Below are 26,843 nucleotides of genomic sequence, written 5' to 3' on the forward strand. Positions count from 1 at the left end.
GAAGACAGAGGGGCGATCGCCGTCATGCATCGCTATAAATTCGTTCTGACGCGACCGCTGCAGTTCCTGCCCGTCATTTTCGGTATCAGCGTCATCACCTTCATTCTCGTCCGGTTGATCCCCGGTGATCCGGCGCGCAACATCCTCGGCACGCGCGCCACACCGGCTGCCCTTGCCAGCATCCGTGCCCAATACGGTCTCGATCAGCCGATGTGGCTGCAATATGTCTATTTCCTCAAGAACCTCGCCAATGGCGAGATGGGCAAGTCGATCCTCTACAAGATCGACGTGTTGAAGCTGATCGTCACCCGCATCGAGCCGACGCTTGCGCTCGTCGTCTCCAGCGTCGTGCTGTCGGTGCTGATCGCGGTGCCGATGGCGGCGATCGCCGCGCGCAATGCTGGCCGGGCGCCCGATCATGCGGTGCGCATCGTCTCGACCTTCGGCATCGGCTTTCCGCCCTTCTGGCTGGGGCTGATGCTGATCATCCTCTTCAGCGTCGAACTCGGCGTGCTGCCGGTTTCGGGCTATGGCGCCACGCTCGGCGAAAAACTGTCGCATCTCGTGCTGCCGAGCCTGACGGTGGCGCTGTCACTGTCGACCGTGCTGACGCGCAGCCTGCGGGCGGCGATGATCGAGCAGCTGAAATCGGATGTCGCGACCGCGGCGCGCGCCCGCGGCATGCCGGAAGGCATCGTCTTCTGGCGGCATGTCTTGCCGAATTCGCTGGTGCCGACGATCAACCTGCTTGCCGTCAACATCGGCTGGCTGATCGGTGGCACGGTGGTGGTCGAGAGCGTCTTTGCGCTGCCCGGCATGGGGCAGCTTCTCGTCAGGGCGATCTTCTCGCGCGACTACATGGTGGTCCAGGGCGTCGCCATGGTCTTTGCCTGCGCCACCGTGCTCATCAACTTCATCGCCGACATCGTCACCGTCGCCGTCGATCCGAGGGTGAAGCTATGAGCATCGAGGCGATCGCCCCCGCATCCCCAGGCTGGCGCCGGTTCTTCGTCCGGCGGCCGATGCTTGTGCTCGGTGCCGGCCTGCTGCTGTTCTTCGTGCTGGTGGCGATCGGCGCGCCTCTTATCGCGCCCTACGATCCGATCATGCAGAATGCCGAGGTGCGCCTGCAGGCGCCTTCGCTGTTGCACCCGTTCGGCACCGACAATTTCGGCCGCGACATCCTCTCCCGCGTCATCTCAGGTGCGCGCCTCGACCTGCAGATGGCGCTGATCGGCGTCATCTTCCCCTTCCTGATCGGAACGACGGTCGGCACCATTGCCGGCTTCTTCGGCGGCATCGTCGATGCGCTGTTCATGCGCCTCGTCGATATCATTCTCGCCTTCCCCTTCCTCGTGCTGATGCTGTCGATCATCGCGATCCTCGGCCCGGGCCTCGGCAGTTTCTATATCGCCATGGCGCTGGTCGGCTGGGTGTCCTACGCACGGCTGATCCGGGCGCAGATGGTGGTGCTGAAGGGCAGCGACTACGCCGTGGCCGCCGTCAGTCTCGGCTTCAGCCGCCCGCGCATCATGTTCCGCCATTTGCTGCCGAACGCGATCGCCGGCTCGATCGTCTTTTCGATGTCCGACGCGACGCTGGTGCTGCTCAGTGGTGCGGCCGTCAGCTATCTCGGCCTCGGCGTCCAGCCGCCGATCGCCGAATGGGGCGTGATGGTCGCCGAAGGCCAGAGCTTCATCACTACGGCCTGGTGGATCACCGTGTTTCCCGGCCTCTCCATCGTTTGCCTCGCCTTCGGCTTCAGCATGCTGGGCGATGCGCTCGGCGAATTGCTCGGGGTGCATGAATGAACGGCTCCGTGCTCTCCGTCCGCGATCTCACAGTCAGGGCGCATGCCGATTCCGGCCCGCGCACGCTCATCGATGCGGTGTCGCTCGATCTCGGCAAGGGCGAGATCCTCGGTCTCGTCGGCGAAAGCGGCTCGGGCAAGAGTCTATTCTGCCGTTCTCTGGTGCGCCTGCTGCCCTCCTCGCTGCTGACGATCGAAAGCGGTAGCGTGCTGCTCGAAGGGTGCGATCTCATGCGGGTCGACGATAGCGAGATGCTGAAGGTGCGCGGCGGCGAGATCGGTATGATCTTCCAGAACCCAACCAGCCATCTCGATCCGGTGATGCGCATCGGCGACCAGATCGCCGAGGGCATCCGCTATCATCAGGGTTTCGGCGCCCGCGAGGCCCGCGCGGCAGCGACGGAAATCCTGGCGCAGGTCGGCTTCCCCGATCCCAAGCGCCAGTACGACAGCTATCCGCACGAATTTTCCGGCGGCATGCGGCAGCGCGCGATGATCGGCGTGGCCCTTTCCTGCAATCCGAAAATCCTGATCGCCGACGAGCCGACCACGGCGCTCGACGTGACCATCCAGGCGCAGATCCTGCGGCTGTTGATCGACATTCGCGACCAGCGCGGCCTGTCGATCATTCTGATCACCCATGATCTCGGCATCGTCGCCCAGACCTGCGACCGCATCGCCGTGCTGCGCGGCGGCAAGCTCATCGAAGAAGGGCCGAAGCGGGCAATCCTGGCGCGGCCGCAGCATCCCTATACGATCAACCTGATCAACAGCCACCCTTCCCTGCCGGGCGGGATCGCAGCGCCGCCGCTCGAAATTGCCGAACTCAGCCGGCGGGCGAGACCCTTGCTGGAAATCGACGATCTGCACGTGCGCTTCAGAGCCGGCGGCAGCCTGCTCAAGGGTGGCGCCAAGACGGTCAGCGCCGTTGCCGGCGTCAGCCTGCAGATCATGCCGGGCGAGATAGTCGGCATCGTCGGCGAATCCGGCAGCGGCAAGAGCACGCTTGCCCGCGCCGTGCTCGGTCTCACGCCGCTTTCCTCGGGTCATGTCACCTTCGACGGGATCGATCTCGCCCTGCAAAAAAGCGCCGGCCTCGCAAAGCTTAGGCGCGAGACGGCGATGGTCTTTCAGGACCCCTATAATGCCCTCAATCCACGGCTGACGATCGGGCAGATGCTGGCCGAGGTGCTGAAGGTGCAGGGCAAGGTCGCCAAGGCCGATATCCCAGCGCGGGTCGGCGAACTGCTTGATCTCGTCGGCCTCGAACGCGAATTCGCCGGCCGCAAACCGCGCAGCATGAGCGGCGGCCAGTGCCAGCGCGCCGGCATCGCCCGGGCGCTCGCCGTCGATCCGAAGATGATCATCGCCGACGAATGCGTTGCCGCCCTCGACGTCACCATCCAGGCGCAGATCATCGAACTCTTTCGTGAGCTCACGGCGAAGATGAACCTCACGCTGATCTTCATCGCCCATGATCTCGCGATCGTCCGCAATCTCTGCGAACGCGTCGTTGTGATGTATCGCGGCGAAATCGTCGAGGAGGGCCGCTCAGAAGAGGTCTTCGCGCGGCCGAAACATGCCTATACGGCGGCGCTGATCGCAGCCATTCCCGACATCGATCCTGACAAGCGGCTGCTTCAAGACGCCGACGGCAAGGACGATCCGCAATCGATGCCGATTCAATCCATCAAACGCATGCCATAACAACGAAGGGAACGAATTCATGACAAACAGGTGGAAATCAATCGGGCTTGCAGCCTTGCTCGCCGGCCTGACGCTCAGCGCAAGCTATGCCGAGGCGTCCGGCGTGCTCACCATCGGCCGACGCGAGGATTCGACGACATTCGACCCGATCAAGACCGCCCAGAACATCGACAATTGGGTATTCTCCAACGTCTACGACGTGCTGATCCGCGTCGACAAGACCGGCACCAAACTGGAGCCGGGCCTTGCCGAAAGCTGGACTGCCTCGGATGACGGACTGATCTACACCTTCAAGATCCGCGATGCGAAATTCTCCGACGGTTCGCCGCTGACGGCGGAAGACGCGGCCTACAGCCTGCTGCGCATCCGCGACGACCCTGCCTCGCTGTGGAGCGATTCCTACAAGGTGATCGACACCGCGGTAGCGACCGACGCGCATACGCTGACGATCAAGCTCAAAAACCCGTCCGCGCCGTTCCTTTCGACGCTGGCGCTGCCGAATGCCTCGGTCATCTCCAAGAAGGGCATGGAATCGCTGGGCCCCGACGCCTATGGCGAAAAGCCGATCGCATCCGGCGCCTTCACAGTCGAGGAATGGCGGCGCGGCGACCGGGTCATCCTGAAGAAGAACCCCAATTTCTGGCAGGCCGACCGCGTCAAGCTAGACGGTGTCGAGTGGATCTCGGTGCCGGACGACAATACCCGCATGCTGAACGTCCAGGCCGGTGAACTGGATACGGCAATCTTCGTGCCTTTTTCTCGCGTCGAGGAGCTGAAAAAGGACCCGAACCTCAACGTCGATATCGACGCTTCGACCCGTGAGGATCATCTGCTGATCAACCATGCGCATGGGGCGCTCGGCAAGAAGGAAGTCCGCCAGGCGCTGGATCTGGCGATCGACAAGAAGGCGATCGTCGATACCGTCACCTTCGGCCAGGGTACCGTGGCCAATTCTTATATTCCGAAGGGCGCGCTCTACTATTACGCCGACAATCTGCAGCGGGCTTACGATCCGGCGAAGGCAAAGCAGCTGCTCGCGGCCGCCGGTGCCGCCGACCTGACGCTGAATTACCTGGTCCGTGCCGGCGACGAAGTCGATGAACAGACGGCGGTGCTGGTCCAGCAGCAGTTGCAGAAGGCCGGCATTACGGCCAATCTGCAGAAGGTCGATCCGAGCCAGGAATGGGACATGACTGTTGCCGGCGATTACGACATCTCGGTCAACTACTGGACCAACGACATTCTCGATCCGGACCAGAAGACCACCTTCGTCCTCGGCCACGATTCCAATAATAATTATCTGACCAACTACAAGAACGAGGCGGTGAAGGAACTGGTCGCCAAGGCGCGTCTCGAACTCGACCCGAAGAAGCGCGAAGGGATGTATGTCGAGCTGCAGAAGATGGCCAAGGACGACGTCAACTGGATCGATCTCTATTACAGCCCCTATATCAACGTCTCGCGCAAGAATATCGAGAATTTCCACCAGAACCCGCTCGGCCGTTTCTTCCTGGAAGACACCGTCAAGAACTGAGTTCGGGCAGCTCGCAAGGCTCCGTCGCCGCAAAGGCGGCGGAGCCTGATTTATTGCAAGGAACTGATGCGGCTTGCTTACTCGGCGGCCGCCAGCTTGTCCTGCGTCCTGGTTTCGAAGTCGCTGGCGTCGTGGCGCTCGTGCAACTGCGTCGAGGGCTCGCCGGAGAGGCGGTTGACCATCCGGCCGCGCTGCACGGCCGGCCTGTTGTGGATGGTGTCGGCCCAGCGCAGAACGTTCTTATAGTCCTCGACCTGCAGGAATTCGGCCGCGCCGTAGGTCCAGCCCTTCACCAGGCCGCCATACCAGGGCCAGACGGCAATATCGGCGATCGTGTATTCATCGCCTGCCAGATATTCGCTTTCGGCCAGGCGGCGATCGAGCACGTCGAGCTGACGCTTCACCTCCATGGCGAAGCGGTCGATCGCATATTCGATTTTGACAGGCGCATAGGCGTAGAAATGGCCGAAGCCGCCGCCGAGGTAGGGTGCGCTTCCCATCTGCCAGAACAGCCATGACAGGCATTCGGCGCGCTCAGCCGGCTCGGTCGGCAGCAAGGCGCCGAATTTCTCGGCGAGATAGGTGAGGATGGCGCCGGACTCGAAGACACGGATCGGCTTTGCGCCGCTGCGGTCCATCAGCGCTGGGATCTTCGAGTTGGGATTGACGGCGACGAAGCCGCTGCCGAACTGGTCGCCATCGCCGATCCTGATCAGCCAGGCGTCGTATTCCGCACCGCTATGGCCGAGCGCCAATAGCTCCTCGAGCATGATCGTGACCTTCTGGCCGTTCGGCGTGCCCAGCGAATAGAGCTGCAGCGGATGGCGGCCGATCGGAAGCTCCTTCTCATGCGTCGGACCTGCGTTCGGCCGGTTGATGCTGGCGAATTGACCGCCATTCTCCTTGTTCCACGTCCAGACCTTCGGGGGCGTATAATCGGAAGAACCGCTCATCTTTCAAACTCCTGCTGTGGTCAGTTAGTATCGCGGCGCCATCGTCTGGCCGCCGCATTTTTCCTGACATAGCAGAGGCGACGCGCTTTGTCAGAGGTGTCGGAGCGCCCTCACACAATCGTCAGAATATTAGCAAGTGTGGGGAGGATGCGGTTTCAAGGATCCGTTTCAGGTCAGGCGCCGGCCTGTCGCGGCCGAAAACAGATGGTCGCTGGCCGCCCGCAAGGTGAAGCGGATCGTGTCGCCAGGCCTTACGGCGATGCGCTCGCGAAACAGCATATTGACGTTTTCTTCGCCGATCCGGGCGACGACCTGCGTCTCTGCCCCCGTCGGCTCGACGACGACGATCTTCGCTGGTGCTCCCTCGTCGGCGACGACGAATTGTTCTGGCCTGATGCCGTAGATGAGTTCCTCGCCGGGATCGGCCGTACCGGGGCGCAATGACAGCGGCATGGCGATGCCGCTCTCGGTGCGGAAGATCGAAGGCGCGTCGGACTGGATGCGACCCTTGAGCAGGTTCATCGCCGGCATGCCGATGAAGCCGGCGACGAAGGTGGTCGCCGGGCGATCGTAGATATCAAGTGGCGTGCCGATTTGCTCGACGATGCCGTCGCGCATCACGACGATTCGGTCAGCCATGGTCATCGCCTCGGTCTGGTCATGGGTGACATAGACGGTGGTGATCTTCAGCCGCTGGTGCAGCTCCTTGATCTCGGCGCGCATCGCCACGCGCAGCTTGGCGTCGAGATTGGAAAGCGGTTCGTCGAAGAGGAACACCTTCGGATCGCGCACGATCGCCCGGCCCATGGCGACGCGCTGGCGCTGGCCGCCCGAGAGATGACGGGGATGGCGGTCGAGATAGGGTTCGAGCGCCAGGATCTTTGCGGCGGACTGCACCCGGCGGCCGATCTCCTCCTGGGCGGTGCCGCGCAGCTTCAGGGAAAAGCCCATATTCTCGGCCACCGTCAGATGCGGATAGAGCGCATAGCTCTGGAACACCATGGCGATATCCCGGTCCTTCGACGGCAGGTCGTTGACCATGCGCCCGCCGATCGAAAGCTGACCGTCCGAAATCGTCTCCAGACCGGCGATCATGCGCAGCAGGGTGGACTTGCCGCAGCCGGACGGCCCGACCAGCACGATGAATTCGCCATCCTCGATATCGACGTCGACGCCGTGGATAACAGGCAGGCTGCCGTAGGACTTGCGGATATTGTGAAGTGCGATCGACGCCATGATGTTTTCCCTTTCAAACGGCGCTCAGGCCGCCCCCTCGCCTTCATGATTGACCGCCGTCCGGGTGCCGGAGGAGAACATGATCAGGGCGAAGAGCGGTTCGGCGCCGAGCGCGCGCGCCCAGTGGCGGATATTGCGGGGGATGCGGATCGCGTCGCCAGGTTCGAGCCGATAAAGCGCATCGCCGAGCTTGTGCTCGCAAACGCCGGAGACGACGTAGAGAATTTCCTCGCAGTCGGGATGGGAGTGCAGCTGATTGCGTTCTCCAGGATTAATGCGGCACGTGCCGAAGGTCATCTCGGCGCCGGGCGTGCCGTCGCCGGTGATCTTCCAGTTGAGTTCGCCCCAGCTGGTCGGCATGAATTCGCCGCCGGTTTTCCTGAATATCACGTCGGTCTCGCTCAAGGCGGTCCCTCCCCTGTCAGAGATTGGTGCTGACGCCGGCATCCGTGCGTCTGTAGAATTCGAAGAGCTTCATGATCTCGCGGGCGATTTCGAGCGTGCCCCTTGTGATCGGCATGCCGGCGAGGATCGCATCCGTCAGATGCAGGATCTCGGGCACATAGCCGAGATAGAAGAGGTTGTTGTTGTAGAGCTGGCCGAGCGAATGCTCCGGCTCGTAGAGGAGCGCCGCATTCTCGTCCGGCTGGATGAAGCTTGTGGCGCGGCCGTAGGACGGCAGGTCCGCCTTGCGGAAATAGATCAGCCGGCTGCCGTTTTCGACGATGGCGTTGGCGCCCTCGCCAATGATCTCCACCCGCTCGAAGATGCTGCCGCCCGATTGGCCGGCAGCAAGATGCAGCGTGCCGATCGCGCCGGAGCGGAAGCGCAGGCTGGTGACCGTCGCCCCGGTCAACGTTTCCCATTCATAGGCGGCGCGTTCGATTTCGCCGCCGAGGAAGTTGAGGATCGCGCCGGGATGGTAGATATGGTCGAGGAAGCTCTGCATCTTGACGAGATCGGCGCGGTCTTCCGGTCTCGGCAGGCTCTGGGGATAGCGGACATTGATCGAGGTCAGCCTGCCGAAACCCGGCGAGCCGATCAAGTCCTTGAGCTTCTCGATCGTCGGAAAGAAAGTTTTCTTGAGGCCGGTCATCACCATACGGCCGGCCGCCGCACTTGCCGCCTGCAGCCTTTCGATATCCTCGATGCTTGCTGCTGTCGGCTTTTCCATCCAGACGTGAGCGCCTGCCGCCAGCGCGTCGAGCGCCAGGTCGGTCGCCTGGACCCGGCCATCGGGATGATAGGCGGTGACGAGAAACACCAATTCGGGCTTTTCCCGTTCCAGCATCTCGCGATGATCCGTATAGGCCTTGCCGGCGCCGAAGAGCTTGGCGAATTTCTCGGCCCGGTCGAGATCGAGATCGCAGATGCCGGCGAGTTCGACCGGCGCATAACGCAGCGCCGGATAGATATTGCGGTAGGCATGGCCGCCGGCGCCGATGAAGCAGGCCTTGATGCGATGATCGAATTCAAAGTTGTAGCGGATTTCCCGATGGACGTGATGCGACATGGTCAGCCCTTGATTGCTCCCTGCGTCAGCCCCTCGGTGAATCGGCGCTGCATCAGGATGTAGAGAAGTATGATCGGCAGGAACGAAATGACGGTCCCGGAAAAGACCAGGCGATAATCGGAGGCATAGGTGCTGGCAAAACGGACCAGTCCGAGCGGCAGCGTCTGTACCTCGGGGCTGATCAGCACGATCAGCGGCAGGAAGAAGTCGTTCCAGGTGGAGAGCGCGCTGATGATGACGAGCGCCTGCACCGCCGGCGTCGAGATCGGCAGAAAGACCTTGGTGAGGATCTGGAAATGCGAGGCCCCGTCGATCTTGGCGGCTTCGATCAGATCATCCGGCACGCCGATGAAGAAGCTCCGCATCAGGAATATACCGAAGGGAATGCCGTTGCTGACCTGCACCAGCACGATACCAGCAAGCGTGTTGACGAGGTTCAGCCCGAAGAGCACCTGGTACAGCGGGATGACGATCGCCTGTACGGGCACGGTGAGGCCGAGGATGAAAGCGTAGAACAGCCACTCCCGGCCGGGAAAACGGATCTTGGCAAGGGCATAACCGGCCGGCGCACAGGTGACGAGCGACAGGACGACGACGCCGACGAGGTTGATGAGGCTGTTGCCGACCAGGTCTGCGAAACCGCCGATCTGCCAGGCGTCGAGATAATTCCGCCACATCAGGTCGGCGGGCCAGGTGAAGGGGTCGGCCCGGCCGATCTCTGCCTCGGTCTTGAAGCTCGAGACCACCAGCCAGAGGAAGGGGGCGAGGATCAGGATCAGGGCGGGAGTCAGCGCCAGCGCCACCGGCCATTCGCGGTTGCGCACACTCATTGGGAAAGCCTCGCGCGCCAGCGGTTGAAGACGATGGTGATGGCGATCGCGAGCAGGCTGAGCAGGATGCAGAGCACCGCCGCAAGCCCGTGATCCTGGGACTGGAAGGCAAGCCGGTAAATATAGGTGGTGATCAGTTCGCTCTGATAGAACGGCCCGCCATTGGTCATGACGAAGACCGTGGCGAAGCCCTTCAGGCCGTTGATCATCGCCAGCGAGACGACGAAGGTTGTCACTTCGCGAAGCCCCGGCAGCGTGACATAGATCAGCTTCTGGAAAGCGTTGGCGCCGTCCACTTCCGCAGCATCGTAAAGCGAGTGGTCGATATTCTGCAGGCCGGCGATGAAGAGCAGCATGTAAAGGCCGAAACCCTGCCACGAGCTTGCGATGTTGACGGAGAACAGCACAAGGGCGGGATCGGAAAGCCAGCCTTGCGTGAAGGCGCCGAGGCCGATCCGCGTCAGCGCCGTATTCATGAGGCCGAAAAACGGATCGTAGATATTGGCCCAGATGATGCCGACCACGGCGAGCGACACCAGATGCGGCAGGAAGAAAGCGGTGCGGAAGAACACCTGGGTGATCCTGAGCCTGCTGACGGCAAGCGCCAGCAGCAGGCCGAGGCCGCCGGCCATGACCACATGATAGGCCAGCCAGAGGAAAGTATGGGCGAGGCTCTTCCAGACGATCGGATCCTGCGCCGCCTTGGCGTAATTGTCGAAGCCGACGAAGCTTGCGGAGGTATTGAAGCCGGCCGAACCGTTGAAGCTCAGCCAGAAGGTGGCGGCTATCGGCAGCAGGGTGAAGACGGCATAGAGCGCGAGCGCTGGCGCCATCAGCCAGAATGCGGTGCCGGCATCGCCGTCGGATGAGCCGGACCCGGCCACCCCGCGTTTGGACATACGGGCGAATGTGCCACCCGTATGCCCCGCTACGGCGGGTGCAGTGCTGAGAGGAGCCACGACCTTGCCGGGTGTTTCCGGGATCACCACTATTTCGCCTCTGCCATCTTCGCCTGGATCTGCTTCATGCCGTCCTCGCCGCCGATTTGGCCGGAGATCAGGCCCTGGATGACCTGGAAGTAGGTGTCGAGCACCGGCCCGGGCAGGTAGACGCTCGGATTGTAGCCGACGCCACCGGCGGCAGCCGCGAAGATCTCTTTCAAGACAAGGGTCGGCGGTTCGACGCCGGGGATCTCGCGCGGATAGATCATCGTGCTTGCCGGATCCTGCGCGCGCTTCTTCATCACCGCATCCGACAGCGTGAAGTCGATCCACTTCATCGCCAGTTCCGGCTGCTTTGAATTGACCGGCACCAGCCAGCTCCAGCCGACACCGCCGGTCGGTATCGCCGCACCCTTGATATCGGAGGGCATGGGCGCATAACCGGCATTGGTGAGATCATAGCCGGCTTTGCGGGCATTGGCGGTGAACCATGGGCCGGCGACGAACATCGCGGCGCGCTTGTTGAACCAGAGGCGTGAAGCGCCGTCGAGGTCGAGCCCCGCCATCTCCTTCTTGATGTCGCCCGCTTCGACCAGCTTTTGCAGCCGCACGGCGCCAGCGGCGACGGAGGGATCGTCCCAGGCGATCTCGCGGCGCAGCGCCTTGCCGATCACCTCCTTACCGCTTGCCGATTGCAACAGGTTGCCGAAGAGATGACCGGCGCTGCCGGTCGTGCGTGGACCGATGGCGATCGGCTGCAGGCCGGTCGCCTCGATCGACTTCATCAGTGCTTCGAACTCGGCCCACGTCGCGGGGATCTTCCAGCCGGCCTGGTCAAAAACGTCCTTGTGATACCAGATGCCCAGCGCATCGAGACCATCGGGAACTTCGTAGATTTCCCCGCCGAACTGGCTCTTCAGCTCGGTGTAGAGCCAGGGATAGATCTGATCCTTCCAACCGCGCTTTTCATATTGCTCGGTGAGCGGCATGACCTGTTTGGCGTTCTTGACGACGCTGATGCGGCCGATGCCGGAATTGGTGAGGATGACATCCGGGCCGGCATCCGACTGGATCGCCGCCTGCACCGCGCCGTTGCTGATCGTCCCGGTCGGCGGCATGAACTCGATTGTTACACCGGGATTGGCTTTTTCGAAATCGGCCTTGATGCCGTTCCACAGCTGCGCCACCAGCGGTTCGGTGATCTGCTCCGGACCCCACATCTTCAGAGTTTCGGCATGCGCCGGCAAGGTTACGGCGATCATCGCCGCCAGCGCCGTTGTACGGGCAAGAAATTTCAGCATTGCTCCCTCCTCCGGGCCGCTCCTCGGCCACGTTTTTTGACAGTCGAAAAGGAGACCTCCCTCTCCTTCACTTCATCCGGCTAACCCTTCTGAAACCGCGCCATGACGGCCTGCTGGACGTCGCTGATATGCGCGTGCATCAGCGCCTTGGCCTGGGCAATGTCGCGAGCCCGAAAAGCCTGCAGGATCTGATCGCGTTCCTCGGCGGCCCTCTCGGCGAGATCGCGGCTCTCATTGGCGATCGAGCGGCAGATCTGGACCTGCAGCGCAAGCCGCGCCAGCGTTTCGATCAGCGGCGCGCTTCCCGAAAGCTCGGCAATGGTCTCGTGAAACTCCTTGTCGCGGATGCCGTAAGTCTGCATGTCGCCGCGGCGCAGTGCGGCAACCGCCTCGTCCAGGATGCGCTCGAAACCGGCGATATGCCGGTCGCTCATCTGCGGCACGGCGAGCTCGACCGCGAAGCATTCGAGCGTCTTGCGCAGCTCGTAGAGATCGTCGATCTCCTTCGGCGCGAAACTGCGCACGAAGAAGCCGCGATAAGGTTTGATCTCGATCAGCCCTTCCTTGGCAAGTGTGCCGATCGCCTCGCGGAATGGCGTGCGGCTGACCTGCAGGCGCTCCGTCAGTTCCTTTTCGTCGATCGAGACGCCGCTCGGCAGCTCGCCGGAGACGATCAGGCGAACGATTTCCTCGTAGATCCGCTCGCGAAGAGTGAGGTGACGCGGTGCGTTCATGGTCTCCATTTCCGTCTGGTCTTCATGTTGTAAGTATGCAATATACGAAATAATATACAATATGGAAAATACAAAAACTGAGATTTTATCCGGAATCAGTTGGGGTAAGCTTTAAAAGAGGAGGAAAACCAATGGGGAAGGTCTATATTGTCGGCACCTGCGACACCAAGGGCGCTGAACTGAACTATGCCAAGGGGGTGGCTCTTTCGGCGGGCGCTGACGTTGTCCTGGTCGATGTCGGCACGCTCGGGGAAGGCGCCGACGCCGATATCATGGCGCGCGAAGTCGCTCAATTTCACCCCGCGGGTGCGGAGGCCGTGCTCGGCCAGATCGACCGCGGAACGGCGGTTTCGGCCATGGCCAAGGCGCTGACCGCGTTTCTGACTTCCCGTAACGACATCGGTGCCGTGCTCGGCCTTGGCGGAACCGGCAACACCGCGCTGGTGACGGAGGCGATGCGGGCGCTGCCGATCGGTGTGCCGAAGCTGATGGTCTCGACGGTCGCCTCAGGCAATGTGGCGCCCTATGTCGGGCCGAACGATCTCACCATGATGTATTCGGTTGTCGACGTCGTCGGCCTGAATGCAATCTCGCGCAGGGTGATCGGCAATGCGGCCAACGCTGCCGCAGGCATGGCCCGCAACCCCGTCCCCTCTTCGGGCGATGATCGGCCAGGCATCGGGATGACCATGTTCGGCGTCACCACCGCTTGCGTCACGGAAGTGCGCGAGATGCTCGGCGAGACCTATGAAACCTACGTCTTCCATGCGACCGGCGTTGGCGGACAGTCGATGGAGAAGCTTGCCGATTCCGGTCTGCTGCAGGGCGTGATCGATGTGACCACGACGGAGGTTCCGGATCTTCTTGTCGGCGGCGTCTTTCCGGCGACGGAGGATCGCTTCGGCGCCATCATTCGCACCGGCCTACCCTATGTCGGCTCGGTCGGCGCCGTCGACATGGTGAATTTCGGGGCACGGGAAACGGTGCCGGCGGCTTTCCGCGATCGCAGGCTCCACGTCCATAATGCGCAGGTGACCCTGATGCGCACCACGCCGGAGGAAAACAGCCGGATCGGCGCCTTCATCGTCGACCGGCTCAACCGGATGCAGGGGCAGGTTCGTTTCCTGTTGCCGCTTCAGGGCGTTTCGGCCATCGATGCCGTCGGCCAGCCATTCCACGATCCCGAAGCCGACGCGGCGCTGTTTTCGGCCATCCGCACCGCTTGGCACGATGCACCCAACAGGCGCCTCATCGAAATAGACGCCCATATCAACAGTCCGCAATTTGCCGCCGCACTCGTCGCGAGTTTCCATGACATCCATGCCTGAGGAGAGAGTTTTGACCCACGCTAACCGCAATGACATCCTGAGCAAGCTTCGCCGCAAGATCGCCGAAGGCCGGCCGATCATCGGCGGCGGCGCCGGCACCGGCCTTTCGGCAAAGAGCGAGGAAGCCGGCGGCATCGACCTGATCGTGATCTATAATTCCGGCCGTTACCGTATGGCCGGGCGCGGCTCGCTGGCCGGCCTGCTGGCCTACGGCAACGCCAACGAGATCGTCAAAGAGATGGGCCGCGAGGTGCTGCCGGTCGTGCGCCATACGCCGGTGCTTGCCGGCGTCAACGGCACCGATCCCTTCATGCTGCCCGATCACTTTCTCGACGAATTGAAGTCCATGGGTTTTGCCGGCATCCAGAACTTTCCCACCGTCGGGCTGATCGACGGCACGTTCCGCGCCAATCTCGAAGAGACCGGCATGGGTTTCGATCTGGAGATCGACATTATCGCCCGCGCCAATGCCAAGGACATGCTGACCACGCCATACGTCTTCAGCGGCGAGGATGCCATTGCCATGACCAAAGCCGGTGCCGATATCGTCGTCTGCCATCTCGGCCTGACCACGGGAGGCGCGATCGGCGCCGAAACGGCGTTGACGCTCGGTGGATGCGTGGAGAAAATCAACGAATGGGCGGATGCAGCACGGTCGGTGCGCGACGATGTCATCGTGCTCTGCCATGGCGGGCCGATCGCCATGCCCGCGGATGCCGCCTATGTGCTCGCCCGCTGCAAGGAGTGCAACGGTTTTTACGGGGCAAGTTCGATGGAGCGGCTGCCGACCGAGATAGCGATCCGGACGCAGGTCGAGGATTTCGTGACGATATAGGCGCGGCTTGGACCGGTCGCACGCCAGCTGCCGGCGTCCCGTTGCGGAGCGCCGGCAGCGGCGAAGAGCTATGGCATGACCATGGCGCCCGCGCTTTCCGAGCCAAGAATTTCGTCCAATTGCCTGACCAGCACACGGCCATCCTCCACGTCGTCGGCCAGCCTGGAGAAAACACCCGCCATGCCCCGGAAGATCGTTGCCCCCGGATCATCCTCTCCGAGGAAATCGGCGATCTCCTGCATTTCGGCGACCCAGCGATAGGCTTTCGGATACATGTCGGGAATGGATTTCGACAGCTTCCGGTCGAGGTCGGGCAGGCTTTCGGCGAGTTCGGCCTTCAGGCTTTCGGCAGCGCCCGAGCGGGAGGCGGCAAGCAGCATGGCCGCGCCGAGGCCGACAAATCCCTTGTTGATGCCGGCATAACACATCTTCAGCGCCGAAGCCGCCCCGAGCCGCCCGTCCAGCCTGCGGACCCGCAAGCCGTAATCTTCGAGCAGCCTGCTTCGCGCCGCACCGTCGCCGCTGACATAGAGGGTCGGCCCTGATTTTCCCGCAACCGGCGGCCCGCCGATAATGGCGCCATCCAACACTTCCACAGCGCTGCCGCCGAACCGTGCCGCCAGTGTCTGCATGGTTTTCGGGGCAATGGCGTTGAGGTCGAGAAAGGGCGCGGGCGCCGATAGTCCCGACGATATGTCTGCGACGAACTCGGCAACCCCGATCGCTTCCGCCGGTGGGACGATCGACAGGATCAGCTCGGCCTTTGCCAGCTCTTCGCGGCCGACCGGCGCCATGCCGGCCGCCTTAGCCCGCGCGATCGTCAGTTCGCTCCGGCCTTCAAGATTGGTCAGTACGGTGGCGCCATGGTCGATCAGCCGTTTGGCGACAGCGCTTCCCATCGCACCCGCTCCGATAATCGCAAAATCCGGCATGTGAACCTCGATGATTGACGACATGCCGTTAAAGCTATTGCCGATGGCCATGCCGTCAACTGCGGCGATCCGCCCCGAGGCTCATCCGCAACAGAGGACCGCCGCCTGCGGACGGCGTTGCGATGTCGTAGTATTTCTGCTTGATATCGGTCAAAGCAGGGCCAGTCGATGCCGGCATAATCGGTACGACCTTCAGATTCGGGGATATTGAATCAATGTATCGGACGATCATCTGCGGTATCGGCATGGGTTCCCGGCAAACGGCAAACCGCCTTCTGCGCCGGGCTGCAGCACTTGTTGACGAGGGCGGCAACATTGTTGTCACGCACGTCATCGAGAATATCCCGCACCGTCACCTGACGGAGCTTCCCGAGGCTTTCGAAACGACCGCCATCGTCGACGCCGAAAAGAAACTGGCAGCCCTCTGCAGGGAACTCGGGATTCCGGCGAGGGTCGAGGTCCGTATCGGCGTTGCCGCCTCCGCGCTGGTCGCACTCGCCAGGGAGACCTCGGCCGATCTCATCCTGCTGTCATCGCATGTGAGCGATATTACCGACTACGTCTTCTCCTCGATCGTCGAGAAGGTCGTGCGTCATGCCGGATGCTCGGTTCTCATCGACCGGCGGCCCGATCACGCCGAAGGCTTGACGTCTCGAGCGGAAGATACGGGGCCGCTCTGATCTTCCGCCGCCTCCCCTCCCCGGCGGCGGCCTGAGAACCTATATCTTTCCCAAGCCAACCGGCAGTATCGACTGCCTTGACCGGAGTTATGCATGTGCCAGGATCCCTATGAGCTTCTGGGCGTGAAGCGGGATGCGACACAAAAAGACATTCAAAGCGCATTCCGCAAGCTCGCCAAGAAACTACACCCCGACCTTAATCCCGGCGACAAAAAAGCCGAGGAACGGTTCAAGGAAATTTCGACCGCCTATGAGATTTTGAGCGATGAGGAAAAGCGCGGCCGCTTCGATCGCGGCGAAATCGATATGACGGGGGCCGAGCGGGCGCAGCGCAGCTATTACCGTGACTATGCCTCGGCGAGCGGTGCCGATAATCCCTATCACAACAGTTCCGGCTTTGCCGATTTCGGTGATGCCAGCGATTCTTTTGCCAATTTCTTTTCGCGCCGTACCGGCGGCGGCAGGATGCGCAGCCAAGGCCACGACCGGCGTTTCTCGTTGGAGGTCGACTTTATCGAGGCGGTCAACGGCACCAGGACCGGGATCAAGCTGCCGGGCGGGCCGCAGCTCGATGTGCAGATCCCGCCCGGTACCCGCGACGGCCAGACCTTGCGGCTGCGCGGCAAGGGCGAGCCGGGCATTGGCGGCGGGCCACCGGGTGATGCGCTCATCGAAATCCGCGTGAGCCCTCACCGCTTCTTCACCCGCGACGGCGACGATATTCGCTTGGAATTGCCGATTTCGCTTGATGAAGCCGTGCTCGGCGGCAAGGTCCGGGCACCGACACCGTCGGGACCGGTCAACCTGACACTGCCCCCACACTCGAATACGGGCAAGGTTCTGCGTCTCAAGGGCAAAGGTGCTGCCAAACGCGGCGGCGGTCACGGTGATGTCTATGTCACTTTGAAGATCGTGCTGCCCGACAATCCCGACGAACGGCTGACAGCCCTGGTGAAGGAATGGGCGACGGCAAATCCATATGATCCGAGGAAGAACATGGAGACTTGATCATGGATGATCTCGAATTCCGTCTTTGTTTGAAAATCGAGATCGACCAGCTCGAACTCTGGATCGAACAGGGTTGGCTGATCCCCGAGATATCGGGCGGGCAGCGGCAATTTCGCGACGCCGACGTCGCGCGTGCCCGGCTGATCCTGGACCTCATGGCACACATGGGCGTCAACGAAGCTGGCGTCGATATCGTCATGGAGCTGGTGGACGAGTTGCACGGCCTGCGGGGAACGATGAGCCAGTTGATGACCGCCATCGGCAGGCAGGAGCAGGATGTTCAGCGCCGGCTGTTCGAGAGCCTGGAGGACATCGGCCGGTATTGAACGATCGGCCCAGCTCCGGATGTTCGCCTCAGGTGGTGAACCAGTAGCGAACGATGTGGAAGAACAGCGGTGCCGCGAAGGTGATGGAGTCCAAGCGGTCGAGCACGCCGCCGTGACCCTCGATCACATAGCCCCAGTCCTTGGCGTTGAGGTCGCGTTTGATGGCCGAGAGCACGAAACCGCCGAAGAAGCCCGCAACGACGATGACGGTGCTGACCGCCGCCGCCTGCAGGGGAGAGAATGGCGTCAGGCGATAGAGCAGCGTTCCCACCAGGATGGCCGATGCGCCGCCGCCGAACAGGCCTTCGAGCGTCTTTGAGGGGCTAATGTTCGGCGAGAAACGGTGCTTTCCGAGAAGCTTGCCCCAGACATATTGGAAGACGTCGCTGAGCTGCACCACGATGACGAGATAGACGAGAAGGAGGGCCGAGGGCGTGCCGGTCTCCAGCATCAGAAGTGCGGGAGCATGGCTGATCGAATAGACCGTCAGCATCAATCCCCATTGCACCCTCGCGGTGCGCGCCAGGAATTCGTTGACATCGCCCGTCAAGGTCGCCACCGCCGGCAGGATCAGGAAGGCATAGACCGGGATGAAGATCGCGAAGAGGCCGTACCAGAGTGTCCCGAGCAGCACGTAGTGCACCGGCAGGACCACGAAGAAGGATAGGAACAGCGCCAGGTGATCGCCGCGCCGCGATGGTGTCAGCGTCCAGAATTCGCGAAGCGCCATGAACGACAGGAATGCAAACAGGACGACCACCGCGGTATCGCCGAGCAGGATCGCTCCGCCGAATATCGCCACCATGATCCACCATGAGCGAATTCGGGCGTTGAGATTGTGGACGGTAGCGACGGATGCGGGCTCGGTTGCGCGCCGCTGAAGGATGAAGCCGATGGCCGAGGCCACCGCCAGCAGGCCGAGGATTGCGGCAAGCACGATGGAGAAAAAGCTGGTCATGCGATGTGCTTTCCGTCCGCTAACTCGATGACTGCCGCACGGGCGCGGTCCAGGAACGCGTCCTTTCCTTCCCCCGGTTCGACGCGCAGCGGCTTGCCGAAGCGCGCCGTGCAGGTGATCGGCACGATGAGCCAGCTTCCCTTGGGCAGGATGCGCTGAAGATTGTCGAGATGGATCGGCACGAGATCGACATCGGGGAAACGGCAGGCAAGGCGATAGATGCCGCTGCGGAAAGGGGCGATCTCCTCGCTGGCGCTTCTTGTCCCTTCCGGGAAGATCAGGACCGAGCGCCCCTCCTCGAGCAGACGCTCGACCGGCTCCAGCGGGTTGCTGTCGGGCAGAGGCTTGCGGTCTATCAGGACGGCGCGCAGGCCTTTCTCGGCGATGAAACGGCGCAAGGCGCTCCTTCCCCAATAGTCGCGCGCCGCCACCGGATGGGTCAGCCGCCGCACCGGCCAAGGCAGGGCAGCCATAACGGCAACGGTATCGACATGACTATTGTGATTGGCGAAATAGATGCGGCGGCGGAGGTCGGGCGCACAGCCCCGCCACTCGCTCCGGGCGCCGACCATGATCCGGACGAACAGCACGAGAAGGCGACGGATGAGCGCGACCGCCAAGGACGACGACCGGCTCGCGATCGGCCGCCGCGAGGCGTCTTCTTTTTCTTCACCCATTTCAATTTCCCCAACCCGACAGTTCTATGCATATCCTGCCGGACTCGTCGCGCCAAGCCCTGCAGATCCGGCTCGAGAAGCACGGCGGCACCGCGCGTGCAGGCCTGCGACGTCTCGTTCTTTCTGCCAGGTTGCGGCGGCCATCAGCCTGATTTTTAAGCCTGTTCGCCGCTTGACACATTTTTGGGCGCTACTATGATTTTTGAACCAGACGGTAAAAAAAGGGGAACAGTCAATGACCAAAGACATCCTGATTTCACGCCGGGCAGTGATCGCGTCGGGCATTGCGCTCGGCGTCAGCGGCTTCGCCCCGCTCGCAAGGGCGGCTGCGCCGCTGAAAGTTGCCGGCATTCATGCCTCGCCGGTTGAAAATGCCTGGAACTCCTGTCTGCACAAGGCCCTCCAGGACGCGGCCAAGGACGGCGCCATCGAATATGTCTTCTCCGAGGGCGTCTCCGGCACCGATTATCCCCGCGCCATGCGCGAATACGCCGAACAGGGCAACAAGCTGATCATCGGCGAGGCCTATGCGGTGGAAAAGGAGGCCCGGCAGGTCGCGGCCGACTATCCCGATACCGCTTTCGTGCTGGGTTCGAGCGGCGAGCAGGCCGGCGACAATTTCGGTGTCTTCGGCACCTGGAACCATGACGGCGCCTATCTGGCCGGAATGCTGGCGGGCAAGATGACCAAGTCGAACGTCGTCGGTTCGGTCGGCGCCATTCCGATCCCCGAGGTCAACATGCTGATCAACGCCTTTGCCGCGGGCGTCAAGGCGGTCAACCCGGACGCAAAGCACCTCGTCTCGTTCATCGGCACCTTCTTCGACCCGCCGAAGGCTCGCGAAGCCGGTCTTGCCCAAATCGACGCCGGCGCCGACATCCTGTTCGGCGAGCGCATCGGCACGGCCGACGCGGCCAAGGAACGCGGCATTAAATCGGTCGGCTCGCTGATCGATTACACCCCGCGTTATCCAGATACGGTGTTTGCCAATGCCATGTGGTATTTCCGCCCGATCCTGAACGCTGCGATCGCCGATGTCGCGGCCGGAAAACCGGTGGGCCGGAACTACACGTCTTACGGCCTGATGAAGGAAGGCGGCAGCGACATCGTCTTCGTCAAGGGCGTGGCGCCCGCCGAGGCGGAGGCGGCGATGGAGGCCAAGCGCGCCGAGATCAAGGCCGGCACCTTCGAAGTTCCGAAGATGATGGACGAGCCGAAGTAGTTCGGCTCATGCAGGGCGACGCAACGGATCTGGCGGCAGCGATCAGGCATGGCGGCCTGAGAGCTGCAGAAGCGATGCAGACTTCCCTCAAGAGAGCTGCACGGCATGAGTCGCTCGGGGCGATCGTCTATCTCGATGCCGCCATCGGACTTGCCGCAGCGCATGTCTGCGACCAGGAACGGCAGAGCGCGCCCGGCGATTTTGCCGCCCGGCCCTTTGCCGGTGTGCCGACCTTGGCGAAGGATCTCGGCGGTCCCTTTGCCGGGCTGCCGGTCACGGCCGGTTCCCGCCTATTCGAACGAAAGGGCGGCGAAGCCGATTCCGATCTCGCTTCCCGTTTCCGCGACGCGGGCTTCTGTCTGTTCGGCCTGACGACGAGCCCGGAATTCGGCCTGTCGCTTGCCAGCGAACCGGCGATCGGACCTGTCTGCCGCAACCCGCTCGATCCGGCCCGCACCGCCGGCGGCTCCTCCGGCGGCGCGGCGGCGGCGGTTGCGGCCGGGATCGTCGCGTTAGCCCATGCCACCGACGCCGGCGGCTCGATCCGTGTGCCTGCCGCCTGCTGCGGCCTTGTCGGACTGAAACCGACGCGCGGCGCCATGCCGGGCGGGCCATCCTTCGGCAACCACCTCGCCGGCATCGCCAGCGAATTGGCGGTCTGCCGCTCGGTGCGCGATACAGCGCTGATTTTCAGCCGGCTGGGCGGCAATTCGCGCGGGCCTGTTCCGGATCCCTCCCCTGTCGATATCGATAAGGGTCGTCTGCGGATCGGCCTGCTGACCGATACCGGGCCGGCCTATCCGACTGAGGGTAGCCGGCTTGAAGCAGTCGAAGACGCGGCGCGCCTTTTGGAGAGCGACGGACACGCGATCGTTCCGCTGGTCTGGGCCGAGTTCGAATGGAGCGTCGCCGCCAGCGGCCACGCCTTTGCCGATATCGTCTGCGTCAACCTCGCCGCGCTCATCAAGGCAGCGGCTCTCGATGAGAGCAGGGCCGAGCCTCTGACACAGGCTTTCGCGGCGCGTGGACGGGGGCTTTCGGCCACCGTCCTCTGGAACACGCTCAACGATGCAGTCCTGGTGAGCGCCGCCCTTTGGGCGCTGTTCGACAGGGTCGACTGCGTCCTGATGCCGATGCTGGCGTCCGCGCCTCTTGCGATTGGGTCCTTTCCGTCTGATCATCCCGACACGGATCTGCATCTCGAGCGGATGACGGCATTTGCGCCGCTTGCCTGCCTCGCCAACATTTCGGGTTTTCCTGCTTTGACTCTGCCTTTCGGACAGGATGAGCATGCCATGCCGCTGCCGGTGCAGATCATGGCGCCCATGGGTCACGAGCCGCGTCTGCTGTCGCTTGCCGCCCGCCTGGAGGCTGAGGGACGGTGGCAGCATCGGTTTCCGGTGGCGGGACTGCCGTCATGACCGGGCCGGTACTGGAGATAACAGGCGTCAGCAAGCGCTTCGGCGGCAATCTTGCCAATGACGATATTTCCATGACCCTTGCCAAAGGAGAGGTCGTTGCCCTCCTCGGCGAGAACGGTGCCGGCAAGACCACGCTGATGAGCATTCTTTTCGGCCATTACATGCCGGATACCGGCCGAATACTCATCGATGGCACGGAGGTGCCGCAGGGCAAGCCGCGTGCGGCGATCCGCGCCGGCGTCGGCATGGTGCATCAGCACTTCTCACTGGCGCCCAATCTGAGCGTTCTCGAAAATGTCATGACCGGCACGCAGGGGCTGTGGTCCTGGCGTTCGGCGACTTCAGCGGCGCGCAAGAAGCTCTTGGCCATTTCCGAGCGCTTCGGCCTCAAGGTCGATCCGGATGCCCGGCTTGGCGACCTCTCGGTCGGCGAGCAGCAGCGTGTCGAAATCCTCAAGGCGCTCTACAACGACGCCCGCATCCTGATCCTCGACGAGCCGACGGCGGTGCTGACCAACCTCGAGGCCGAGCGGTTGTTCACGACACTGAAGGAGATGGCCCGTCAGGGCTTGTCGCTGATCTTTATCTCGCACAAGCTTGACGAGGTGATGGCTGCGGCCGACCGCATCGTGGTCTTACGCACCGGCAAGATGGTCGCCGAACGCAGGGCATCGGAAACCAGCAAGGCGGAGCTCGCCGAACTGATGGTCGGGCGGCGCGTGACACGGCCCGTGCGCGAGCCATCGACACCGGGGGCCGTCGCCCTCGAGGCTGACGGCGTGACGGTACACACCGGCGGCGTCGACCGGCTGAAATCGATCAGCTTCCGGCTGCATCAGGGAGAGATCCTCGGCATCATCGGCGTTTCAGGCAATGGCCAGGCGGCATTGGCGCATCTTCTTTCCGGCACGCTGGCGCGCAGCGGCGGCGACCTTCGGCTGTTCGGGGAAGCAATCGGCAATCTCGGCGTCGCCGATGTCGTCGAAGCCGGTATCGGCCGCATTCCCGAGGACCGCAACCATGAGGGCGTGATCGGGGAAATGGCGATCTGGGAAAACGCCGTGCTGGAGCGCATTGCTTCGCCCGCCTTCTCGCGCCGCGGTCTCGTCAACCGCAAGGCCGGCATGGCTTTTGCCAGGGAGATCATCGACGGGTTCGATGTTCGCGGCGGCGGCCCGGCCATCCGTACCCGGCTGCTTTCAGGCGGCAATATGCAGAAGCTCATCCTCGGGCGCAGCCTGTATCGGCGGCCGCGTATCCTGATTGCCGCGCAGCCTGCCCGGGGCCTCGACGAAGGTGCGGTGGCCGCCGTGCATGCACGCCTGCTCGAAGCCCGCCGGCAGGGAACCGCCGTGCTGCTGATCTCGGAGGACCTCGACGAAGTGATCGCGCTTGCCGATCGCATACAGGCGATCGTCGGCGGCCGCCTGTCACCGCCCGTCGAGGCCGAGAGCGCCGATGCTCGCAGGCTGGGGCTGATGATGGCCGGCGAATGGCAGGAAACATCGGAGGCCGGCCATGCGATTTGAGCGCCGCGAGCATCGTCCGCTTTCTCTGCTGATATTCACGCCTGTCGTCGCGGTTATTGCAGCACTGGCGCTGGCGGGCATCTTGATTGCGATCGCCGGCGCGCCTGTTCTCGATGCCTACTGGCGCATCCTGACTGGCGCCTTCGGCTCGCGGTTGTCGGCGACCGAAACACTGACGCGGGCAACGCCGCTGATGCTGACGGGGCTTGCCGCTGCCGTCGCCTTTCGGGCGCGCCTCTGGAATATCGGCGCCGAAGGCCAGTTCTATCTCGGCGCCATCGCCGTTGCGGCGGCAAGTTCGAAACTGCTGGGCAATCTTCCCGCTCCTATTCTCATTCCGCTCCTGCTGTTGATCGGCGCCATTGCCGGCATGGTGCTGATCCTGATTCCGCTCTGGCTCAGGCTGCGTTTTTCCGTCGATGAGGTCGTCACCAGCCTGCTGCTCAACTTCATCGCTGTGCTTTTCGTCTCGATGCTCATCGATGGCGTTCTCAAGGATCCGCTCGCCTTCGGCTGGCCGCAGTCGCAGTCCGTCAGCGATCACGCCATGCTGCCGAAGTTGATCGCCCGCTCGCGCCTACATATCGGCTTGGCGATCGCGATCGCCCTTGCCGTCGTCGTCCACTTCGTCCAGTCGCGCACCGTGTTCGGCATGCAGTCCCGCGCCGCAGGCCTCAATCCCGCCGGCGCGATCTTCGCAGGCGTGCCGCTCGGCAGGACGTTGGTGAAGGTCGCCTGTCTCTCGGGTGGGCTTGCGGGGCTTGCGGGAGCGATCGAGGTCATGGGCGTCAAGGGTTACGTGACGACCGATCTGTCGCCCGGTTTCGGCTATGCCGGCATCGTCGTTGCCATGCTCGCCAACCTCAATCCACTGGGCGTCGTCTTCGCCGCCATTTTCACCGCCACCATGTTCGTGGGCGCCGACGGCATGAGCCGGGGCCTCGGCATCCCGACCTATATCGCCGACGTCACGGTGGCGCTCTCGCTGCTGACGATGCTGATCGCATTGTTCTTCACCCAATACAGGATCCGGCGATGATGCAGCTGTTCGATATCATCGCTTCATCAGGGCTCTGGGCGGCAATCCTGCGCATCGCCACGCCGCTGATCTTCGGCACGCTCGGCGCCCTGCTCTGCGAACGGGCCGGCGTGCTCAATCTCGGCATCGAAGGCATCATGACATTCGGAGCGATGATCGGCTGGCTTTCCGTCTATCACGGCGCCGATCTGTGGACCGGCCTGCTGATTGCCGCGGTGGCCGGCGGCGTCTTCGGCCTGTTGCATGCGGGGCTGACGGTGACACTCGGCCTCTCGCAGCATGTCGCCGGTCTCGGCGTCACGCTGTTTGCGTCGAGCTTCAGTTATTACGTCTTCCGGCTGATCGTTCCGCTTGCCAATACGCCGCCCACCATCGTGCCGTTCCAGCCGATCGCCATTCCCGGCCTCTCGACGCTGCCTTTCATCGGTCCGGCTTTCTTAACGCAGACGGCGCCGACTTATCTTGCGATCGCGATCGCCCTGTTGATGGCCTACATCATCTTCCGCACGCCCGTGGGGCTTGCGATCCGCATGACGGGCGAGAACCCGCATGCGGCGGAAGCCCAGGGCGTCAATCCGATGAAGGTGCGTTACGGCGCGGTCATCGCCGGCAGCGCGCTGATGGGAATGGGTGGCGCCTTCCTGACCTTGTCGGCATTCAACAGCTTCTTCCCCACAATGGTGCAGGGGCGCGGCTGGATCTGCATCGCGCTCGTCGTTTTCGCCTCCTGGCGCCCGGGCCGCGCTCTGTTCGGCGCCTTGCTCTTCGCCTTCTTCGATGCCTTCCAGCTTCGGCTGCAAACCGCGCTGAGCGGGCTCGTGCCCTATCAGCTCTTCCTGATGACGCCCTATATCCTTTCCATCGCCGCGCTTGCCGTCATGGCCCGCCGCGCCCGCGTTCCGCAGGCGCTGATGCAGCCCTATCGCCGTGGCGAGCGCTGAGACCGTCCACATCTAACGAGGTTCCGATGTTCGATCTGATCGTCAGAAATGCAAATCTCCCCGACGGCCGCACCGGCATCGATATTGGCATCGAGGGCGACAGGATCATCGCCGTGGAGCGCGATCTTCAAGCACAGGCGGGCGAAGAAATCGACGCAACCGGCAGGTTGGTCAGCCCGCCTTTCGTCGATCCGCATTTTCATATGGACGCTACCCTATCGCTCGGCCTGCCGCGCATGAACGTTTCCGGTACCCTGCTCGAAGGCATCGCGCTCTGGGGGGAGTTGCGCCCGATCGTGACGAAGGAAGAGCTGGTCGATCGCGCGCTGCGCTATTGCGATCTGGCGGTCACACAAGGCCTGCTCTTCATTCGCAGCCATGTCGATACTAGCGATGCCAGGCTGGTGACCGTCGAGGCGATGATCGAGGTTCGCGAGAAGGTCGCGCCCTATATCGATCTTCAATTGGTCGCCTTTCCCCAGGACGGTTATTACCGCTCGCCGGGTGCGATCGACGCACTCAGCCGGGCCCTCGACATGGGCGTCGACATCGTCGGCGGCATTCCCCACTTTGAACGGACGATGGGCGAAGGGACGGCGTCGGTCGAGGCGCTCTGCCGTATCGCTGCCGATCGCGGCCTGCCGGTCGATATGCATTGCGACGAGACCGACGATCCGCTCTCGCGCCACATCGAGACGCTGGCTGCGCAAACCATCCGTTTCGGCCTCCAGGGACGCGTCGCAGGCTCGCATCTGACCTCGATGCATTCGATGGACAATTATTATGTCTCCAAGCTCATCCCGCTAATGGCGGAGGCTCGGATCAACGTCATCCCCAATCCGTTGATCAACATCATGCTGCAGGGCCGGCACGATACCTATCCGAAACGCCGCGGCATGACCCGCGTGAGGGAATTGATGGATGCCGGGCTCAACGTCTCCTTCGGGCACGATTGCGTCATGGACCCCTGGTATTCGATGGGATCGGGCGACATGCTTGAGGTTGGCCATATGGCGATCCATGTCGCCCAGATGGCCGGCATCGACGACAAGAAGAAAATCTTCGACGCGTTGACCGTCAATTCGGCGAAGACGATGGGCCTTGCAGGCTACGGTCTGGAGAAGGGATGCAACGCCGACCTCGTCATCCTCCAGGCGAGCGATACGCTGGAAGCGCTGCGGCTGAAGCCGAACCGGCTGGCGGTGATCCGCCGCGGCAAGGTGATCGCCCGCTCGGCGCCGCGTATCGGCGAGCTTTTCCTGAACGGGCGCCCGGCGCGGATCGACGGCGGTCTGGATTACGCACCTCGCCATTAGCTCTAGAGCGGGATGATTTTACGTCCGTTCATATCCGGCTTCCTTGAAGTAGTTTAGGCACTCTTTTGGCGA

Annotated in this window: 26 protein-coding genes; 15 read left to right on the forward strand and 11 right to left on the reverse strand. The window is 62.8% G+C overall.

The genetic code is table 11. The annotated features are described in order from the left end of the window. Nucleotides 1-24 precede the first annotated feature (24 nt). The 4 genes from ATY29_RS19215 to ATY29_RS19230 are packed head-to-tail and all read left to right on the forward strand — an operon-like array spanning nt 25 to nt 5,051. Nucleotides 25-963, forward strand: a complete 939-nt coding sequence (locus ATY29_RS19215) for an ABC transporter permease (RefSeq protein ID WP_097533057.1) — start codon at nt 25-27, stop codon at nt 961-963. After that, a complete protein-coding gene (locus ATY29_RS19220) occupies nt 960-1,811 on the forward strand; it encodes an ABC transporter permease (RefSeq protein WP_097533058.1) in 852 nt (283 codons plus the stop codon). Before ATY29_RS19215 ends, ATY29_RS19220 begins: the two co-directional genes overlap by 4 nt. Next, nucleotides 1,808-3,517, forward strand: coding sequence for a dipeptide ABC transporter ATP-binding protein (locus ATY29_RS19225; RefSeq protein WP_097533059.1), 1,710 nt, complete (start codon nt 1,808-1,810; stop codon nt 3,515-3,517). The genes ATY29_RS19220 and ATY29_RS19225 overlap by 4 nt, the downstream gene beginning before the upstream one ends. 19 nt (nt 3,518-3,536) lie before the next feature. Beyond that, a complete protein-coding gene (locus tag ATY29_RS19230) occupies nt 3,537-5,051 on the forward strand; it encodes an ABC transporter substrate-binding protein (protein WP_097533060.1) in 1,515 nt (504 codons plus the stop codon). A 77-nt stretch (nt 5,052-5,128) separates the two neighbouring features. Here ATY29_RS19230 and yghU read toward each other — a convergent pair whose 3' ends face one another. The 8 genes from yghU to ATY29_RS19270 form a co-directional block, all read right to left on the reverse strand. Further along, the gene (gene yghU / locus ATY29_RS19235) at nt 5,129-6,004 is read right to left on the reverse strand and encodes a glutathione-dependent disulfide-bond oxidoreductase (RefSeq protein WP_097533061.1); all 876 of its coding nucleotides are present in this window, start codon (nt 6,002-6,004) and stop codon (nt 5,129-5,131) included. 168 nt (nt 6,005-6,172) lie between these two features. Continuing rightward, nucleotides 6,173-7,240, reverse strand: a complete 1,068-nt coding sequence (locus ATY29_RS19240; protein WP_097533062.1) for an ABC transporter ATP-binding protein — start codon at nt 7,238-7,240, stop codon at nt 6,173-6,175. A gap of 24 nt (nt 7,241-7,264) precedes the next feature. Further along, entirely contained in the window at nt 7,265-7,645 is a 381-nt protein-coding gene (locus ATY29_RS19245) for a cupin domain-containing protein (RefSeq protein ID WP_003572002.1), read from the reverse strand. Nucleotides 7,646-7,661: 16 nt separating this feature from the next. Beyond that, nucleotides 7,662-8,753 carry a Gfo/Idh/MocA family protein gene (locus tag ATY29_RS19250; RefSeq protein ID WP_025417996.1) on the reverse strand — a complete coding sequence of 364 codons (1,092 nt, stop codon included), beginning with the start codon at nt 8,751-8,753 and terminating at the stop codon, nt 7,662-7,664. 2 nt (nt 8,754-8,755) lie between these two features. Further along, entirely contained in the window at nt 8,756-9,583 is an 828-nt protein-coding gene (locus ATY29_RS19255) for a carbohydrate ABC transporter permease (RefSeq protein ID WP_097533063.1), read from the reverse strand. Next, nucleotides 9,580-10,572: a carbohydrate ABC transporter permease gene (locus ATY29_RS19260; protein WP_003571998.1), complete on the reverse strand. Its 993-nt coding sequence runs from the start codon at nt 10,570-10,572 to the stop codon at nt 9,580-9,582. The genes ATY29_RS19255 and ATY29_RS19260 overlap by 4 nt, the downstream gene beginning before the upstream one ends. After that, nucleotides 10,572-11,825: an ABC transporter substrate-binding protein gene (locus tag ATY29_RS19265; RefSeq protein ID WP_097533064.1), complete on the reverse strand. Its 1,254-nt coding sequence runs from the start codon at nt 11,823-11,825 to the stop codon at nt 10,572-10,574. The genes ATY29_RS19260 and ATY29_RS19265 overlap by 1 nt, the downstream gene beginning before the upstream one ends. Nucleotides 11,826-11,905: 80 nt before the next feature. Continuing rightward, on the reverse strand, nt 11,906-12,559 hold the full coding sequence (locus ATY29_RS19270) for a GntR family transcriptional regulator (protein ID WP_097533086.1): 654 nt from the start codon (nt 12,557-12,559) through the stop codon (nt 11,906-11,908). Between the two features lie 131 nt (nt 12,560-12,690). On the opposite strand from ATY29_RS19270, the gene ATY29_RS19275 reads away from it, so the two are divergent. After that, on the forward strand, nt 12,691-13,887 hold the full coding sequence (locus ATY29_RS19275) for a Tm-1-like ATP-binding domain-containing protein (protein WP_097533065.1): 1,197 nt from the start codon (nt 12,691-12,693) through the stop codon (nt 13,885-13,887). Next, entirely contained in the window at nt 13,880-14,722 is an 843-nt protein-coding gene (locus tag ATY29_RS19280) for a phosphoenolpyruvate hydrolase family protein (RefSeq protein ID WP_202973654.1), read from the forward strand. Before ATY29_RS19275 ends, ATY29_RS19280 begins: the two co-directional genes overlap by 8 nt. Nucleotides 14,723-14,790: 68 nt before the next feature. Here ATY29_RS19280 and ATY29_RS19285 read toward each other — a convergent pair whose 3' ends face one another. Beyond that, nucleotides 14,791-15,654, reverse strand: a complete 864-nt coding sequence (locus ATY29_RS19285; protein WP_097533087.1) for an NAD(P)-dependent oxidoreductase — start codon at nt 15,652-15,654, stop codon at nt 14,791-14,793. 215 nt (nt 15,655-15,869) lie between these two features. Between ATY29_RS19285 and ATY29_RS19290 the strand changes: the two genes are divergently transcribed. The 3 genes from ATY29_RS19290 to ATY29_RS19300 all read left to right on the forward strand — a co-directional run bounded on the left by ATY29_RS19290 (nt 15,870) and on the right by ATY29_RS19300 (nt 17,668). Continuing rightward, entirely contained in the window at nt 15,870-16,334 is a 465-nt protein-coding gene (locus ATY29_RS19290) for a universal stress protein (protein WP_025418002.1), read from the forward strand. A gap of 93 nt (nt 16,335-16,427) precedes the next feature. Continuing rightward, nucleotides 16,428-17,342: a DnaJ C-terminal domain-containing protein gene (locus ATY29_RS19295; RefSeq protein WP_097533067.1), complete on the forward strand. Its 915-nt coding sequence runs from the start codon at nt 16,428-16,430 to the stop codon at nt 17,340-17,342. 2 nt (nt 17,343-17,344) lie between these two features. Next, nucleotides 17,345-17,668: a chaperone modulator CbpM gene (locus tag ATY29_RS19300; protein WP_025418004.1), complete on the forward strand. Its 324-nt coding sequence runs from the start codon at nt 17,345-17,347 to the stop codon at nt 17,666-17,668. Nucleotides 17,669-17,696: 28 nt separating this feature from the next. Here ATY29_RS19300 and ATY29_RS19305 read toward each other — a convergent pair whose 3' ends face one another. Together ATY29_RS19305 and ATY29_RS19310 are read right to left on the reverse strand one after the other, a co-directional pair. After that, entirely contained in the window at nt 17,697-18,626 is a 930-nt protein-coding gene (locus ATY29_RS19305; RefSeq protein ID WP_025418005.1) for a phosphatidate cytidylyltransferase, read from the reverse strand. Further along, on the reverse strand, nt 18,623-19,198 hold the full coding sequence (locus tag ATY29_RS19310; RefSeq protein WP_046154814.1) for a lysophospholipid acyltransferase family protein: 576 nt from the start codon (nt 19,196-19,198) through the stop codon (nt 18,623-18,625). Before ATY29_RS19310 ends, ATY29_RS19305 begins: the two co-directional genes overlap by 4 nt. A gap of 340 nt (nt 19,199-19,538) precedes the next feature. Here ATY29_RS19310 and ATY29_RS19315 point away from each other — a divergent pair, with 340 nt between their 5' ends. Genes ATY29_RS19315 through ATY29_RS19340 form a run of 6 tightly spaced genes read left to right on the forward strand, consistent with a single transcriptional unit; the run spans nt 19,539 to nt 26,771 of the window. Then, complete coding sequence (locus ATY29_RS19315; RefSeq protein WP_025418006.1) at nt 19,539-20,525, forward strand: BMP family protein; 987 nt, start codon at nt 19,539-19,541, stop codon at nt 20,523-20,525. Nucleotides 20,526-20,533: 8 nt separating this feature from the next. After that, nucleotides 20,534-21,946 (forward strand): amidase, encoded by a 1,413-nt coding sequence (locus tag ATY29_RS19320; protein WP_097533068.1) that lies wholly within the window; start codon nt 20,534-20,536, stop codon nt 21,944-21,946. Then, on the forward strand, nt 21,943-23,475 hold the full coding sequence (locus ATY29_RS19325; protein ID WP_097533069.1) for an ABC transporter ATP-binding protein: 1,533 nt from the start codon (nt 21,943-21,945) through the stop codon (nt 23,473-23,475). Before ATY29_RS19320 ends, ATY29_RS19325 begins: the two co-directional genes overlap by 4 nt. Then, nucleotides 23,465-24,514 carry an ABC transporter permease gene (locus tag ATY29_RS19330; protein WP_003571973.1) on the forward strand — a complete coding sequence of 350 codons (1,050 nt, stop codon included), beginning with the start codon at nt 23,465-23,467 and terminating at the stop codon, nt 24,512-24,514. The genes ATY29_RS19325 and ATY29_RS19330 overlap by 11 nt, the downstream gene beginning before the upstream one ends. Further along, on the forward strand, nt 24,511-25,455 hold the full coding sequence (locus ATY29_RS19335; protein ID WP_097533070.1) for an ABC transporter permease: 945 nt from the start codon (nt 24,511-24,513) through the stop codon (nt 25,453-25,455). The genes ATY29_RS19330 and ATY29_RS19335 overlap by 4 nt, the downstream gene beginning before the upstream one ends. 26 nt (nt 25,456-25,481) lie before the next feature. Then, the gene (locus tag ATY29_RS19340) at nt 25,482-26,771 is read left to right on the forward strand and encodes an amidohydrolase family protein (RefSeq protein ID WP_097533071.1); all 1,290 of its coding nucleotides are present in this window, start codon (nt 25,482-25,484) and stop codon (nt 26,769-26,771) included. Nucleotides 26,772-26,843 lie beyond the last annotated feature (72 nt).

It is taken from the genome of Rhizobium hidalgonense, from assembly GCF_002914525.1.
GTDB classification, from domain to species: domain Bacteria; phylum Pseudomonadota; class Alphaproteobacteria; order Rhizobiales; family Rhizobiaceae; genus Rhizobium; species Rhizobium hidalgonense.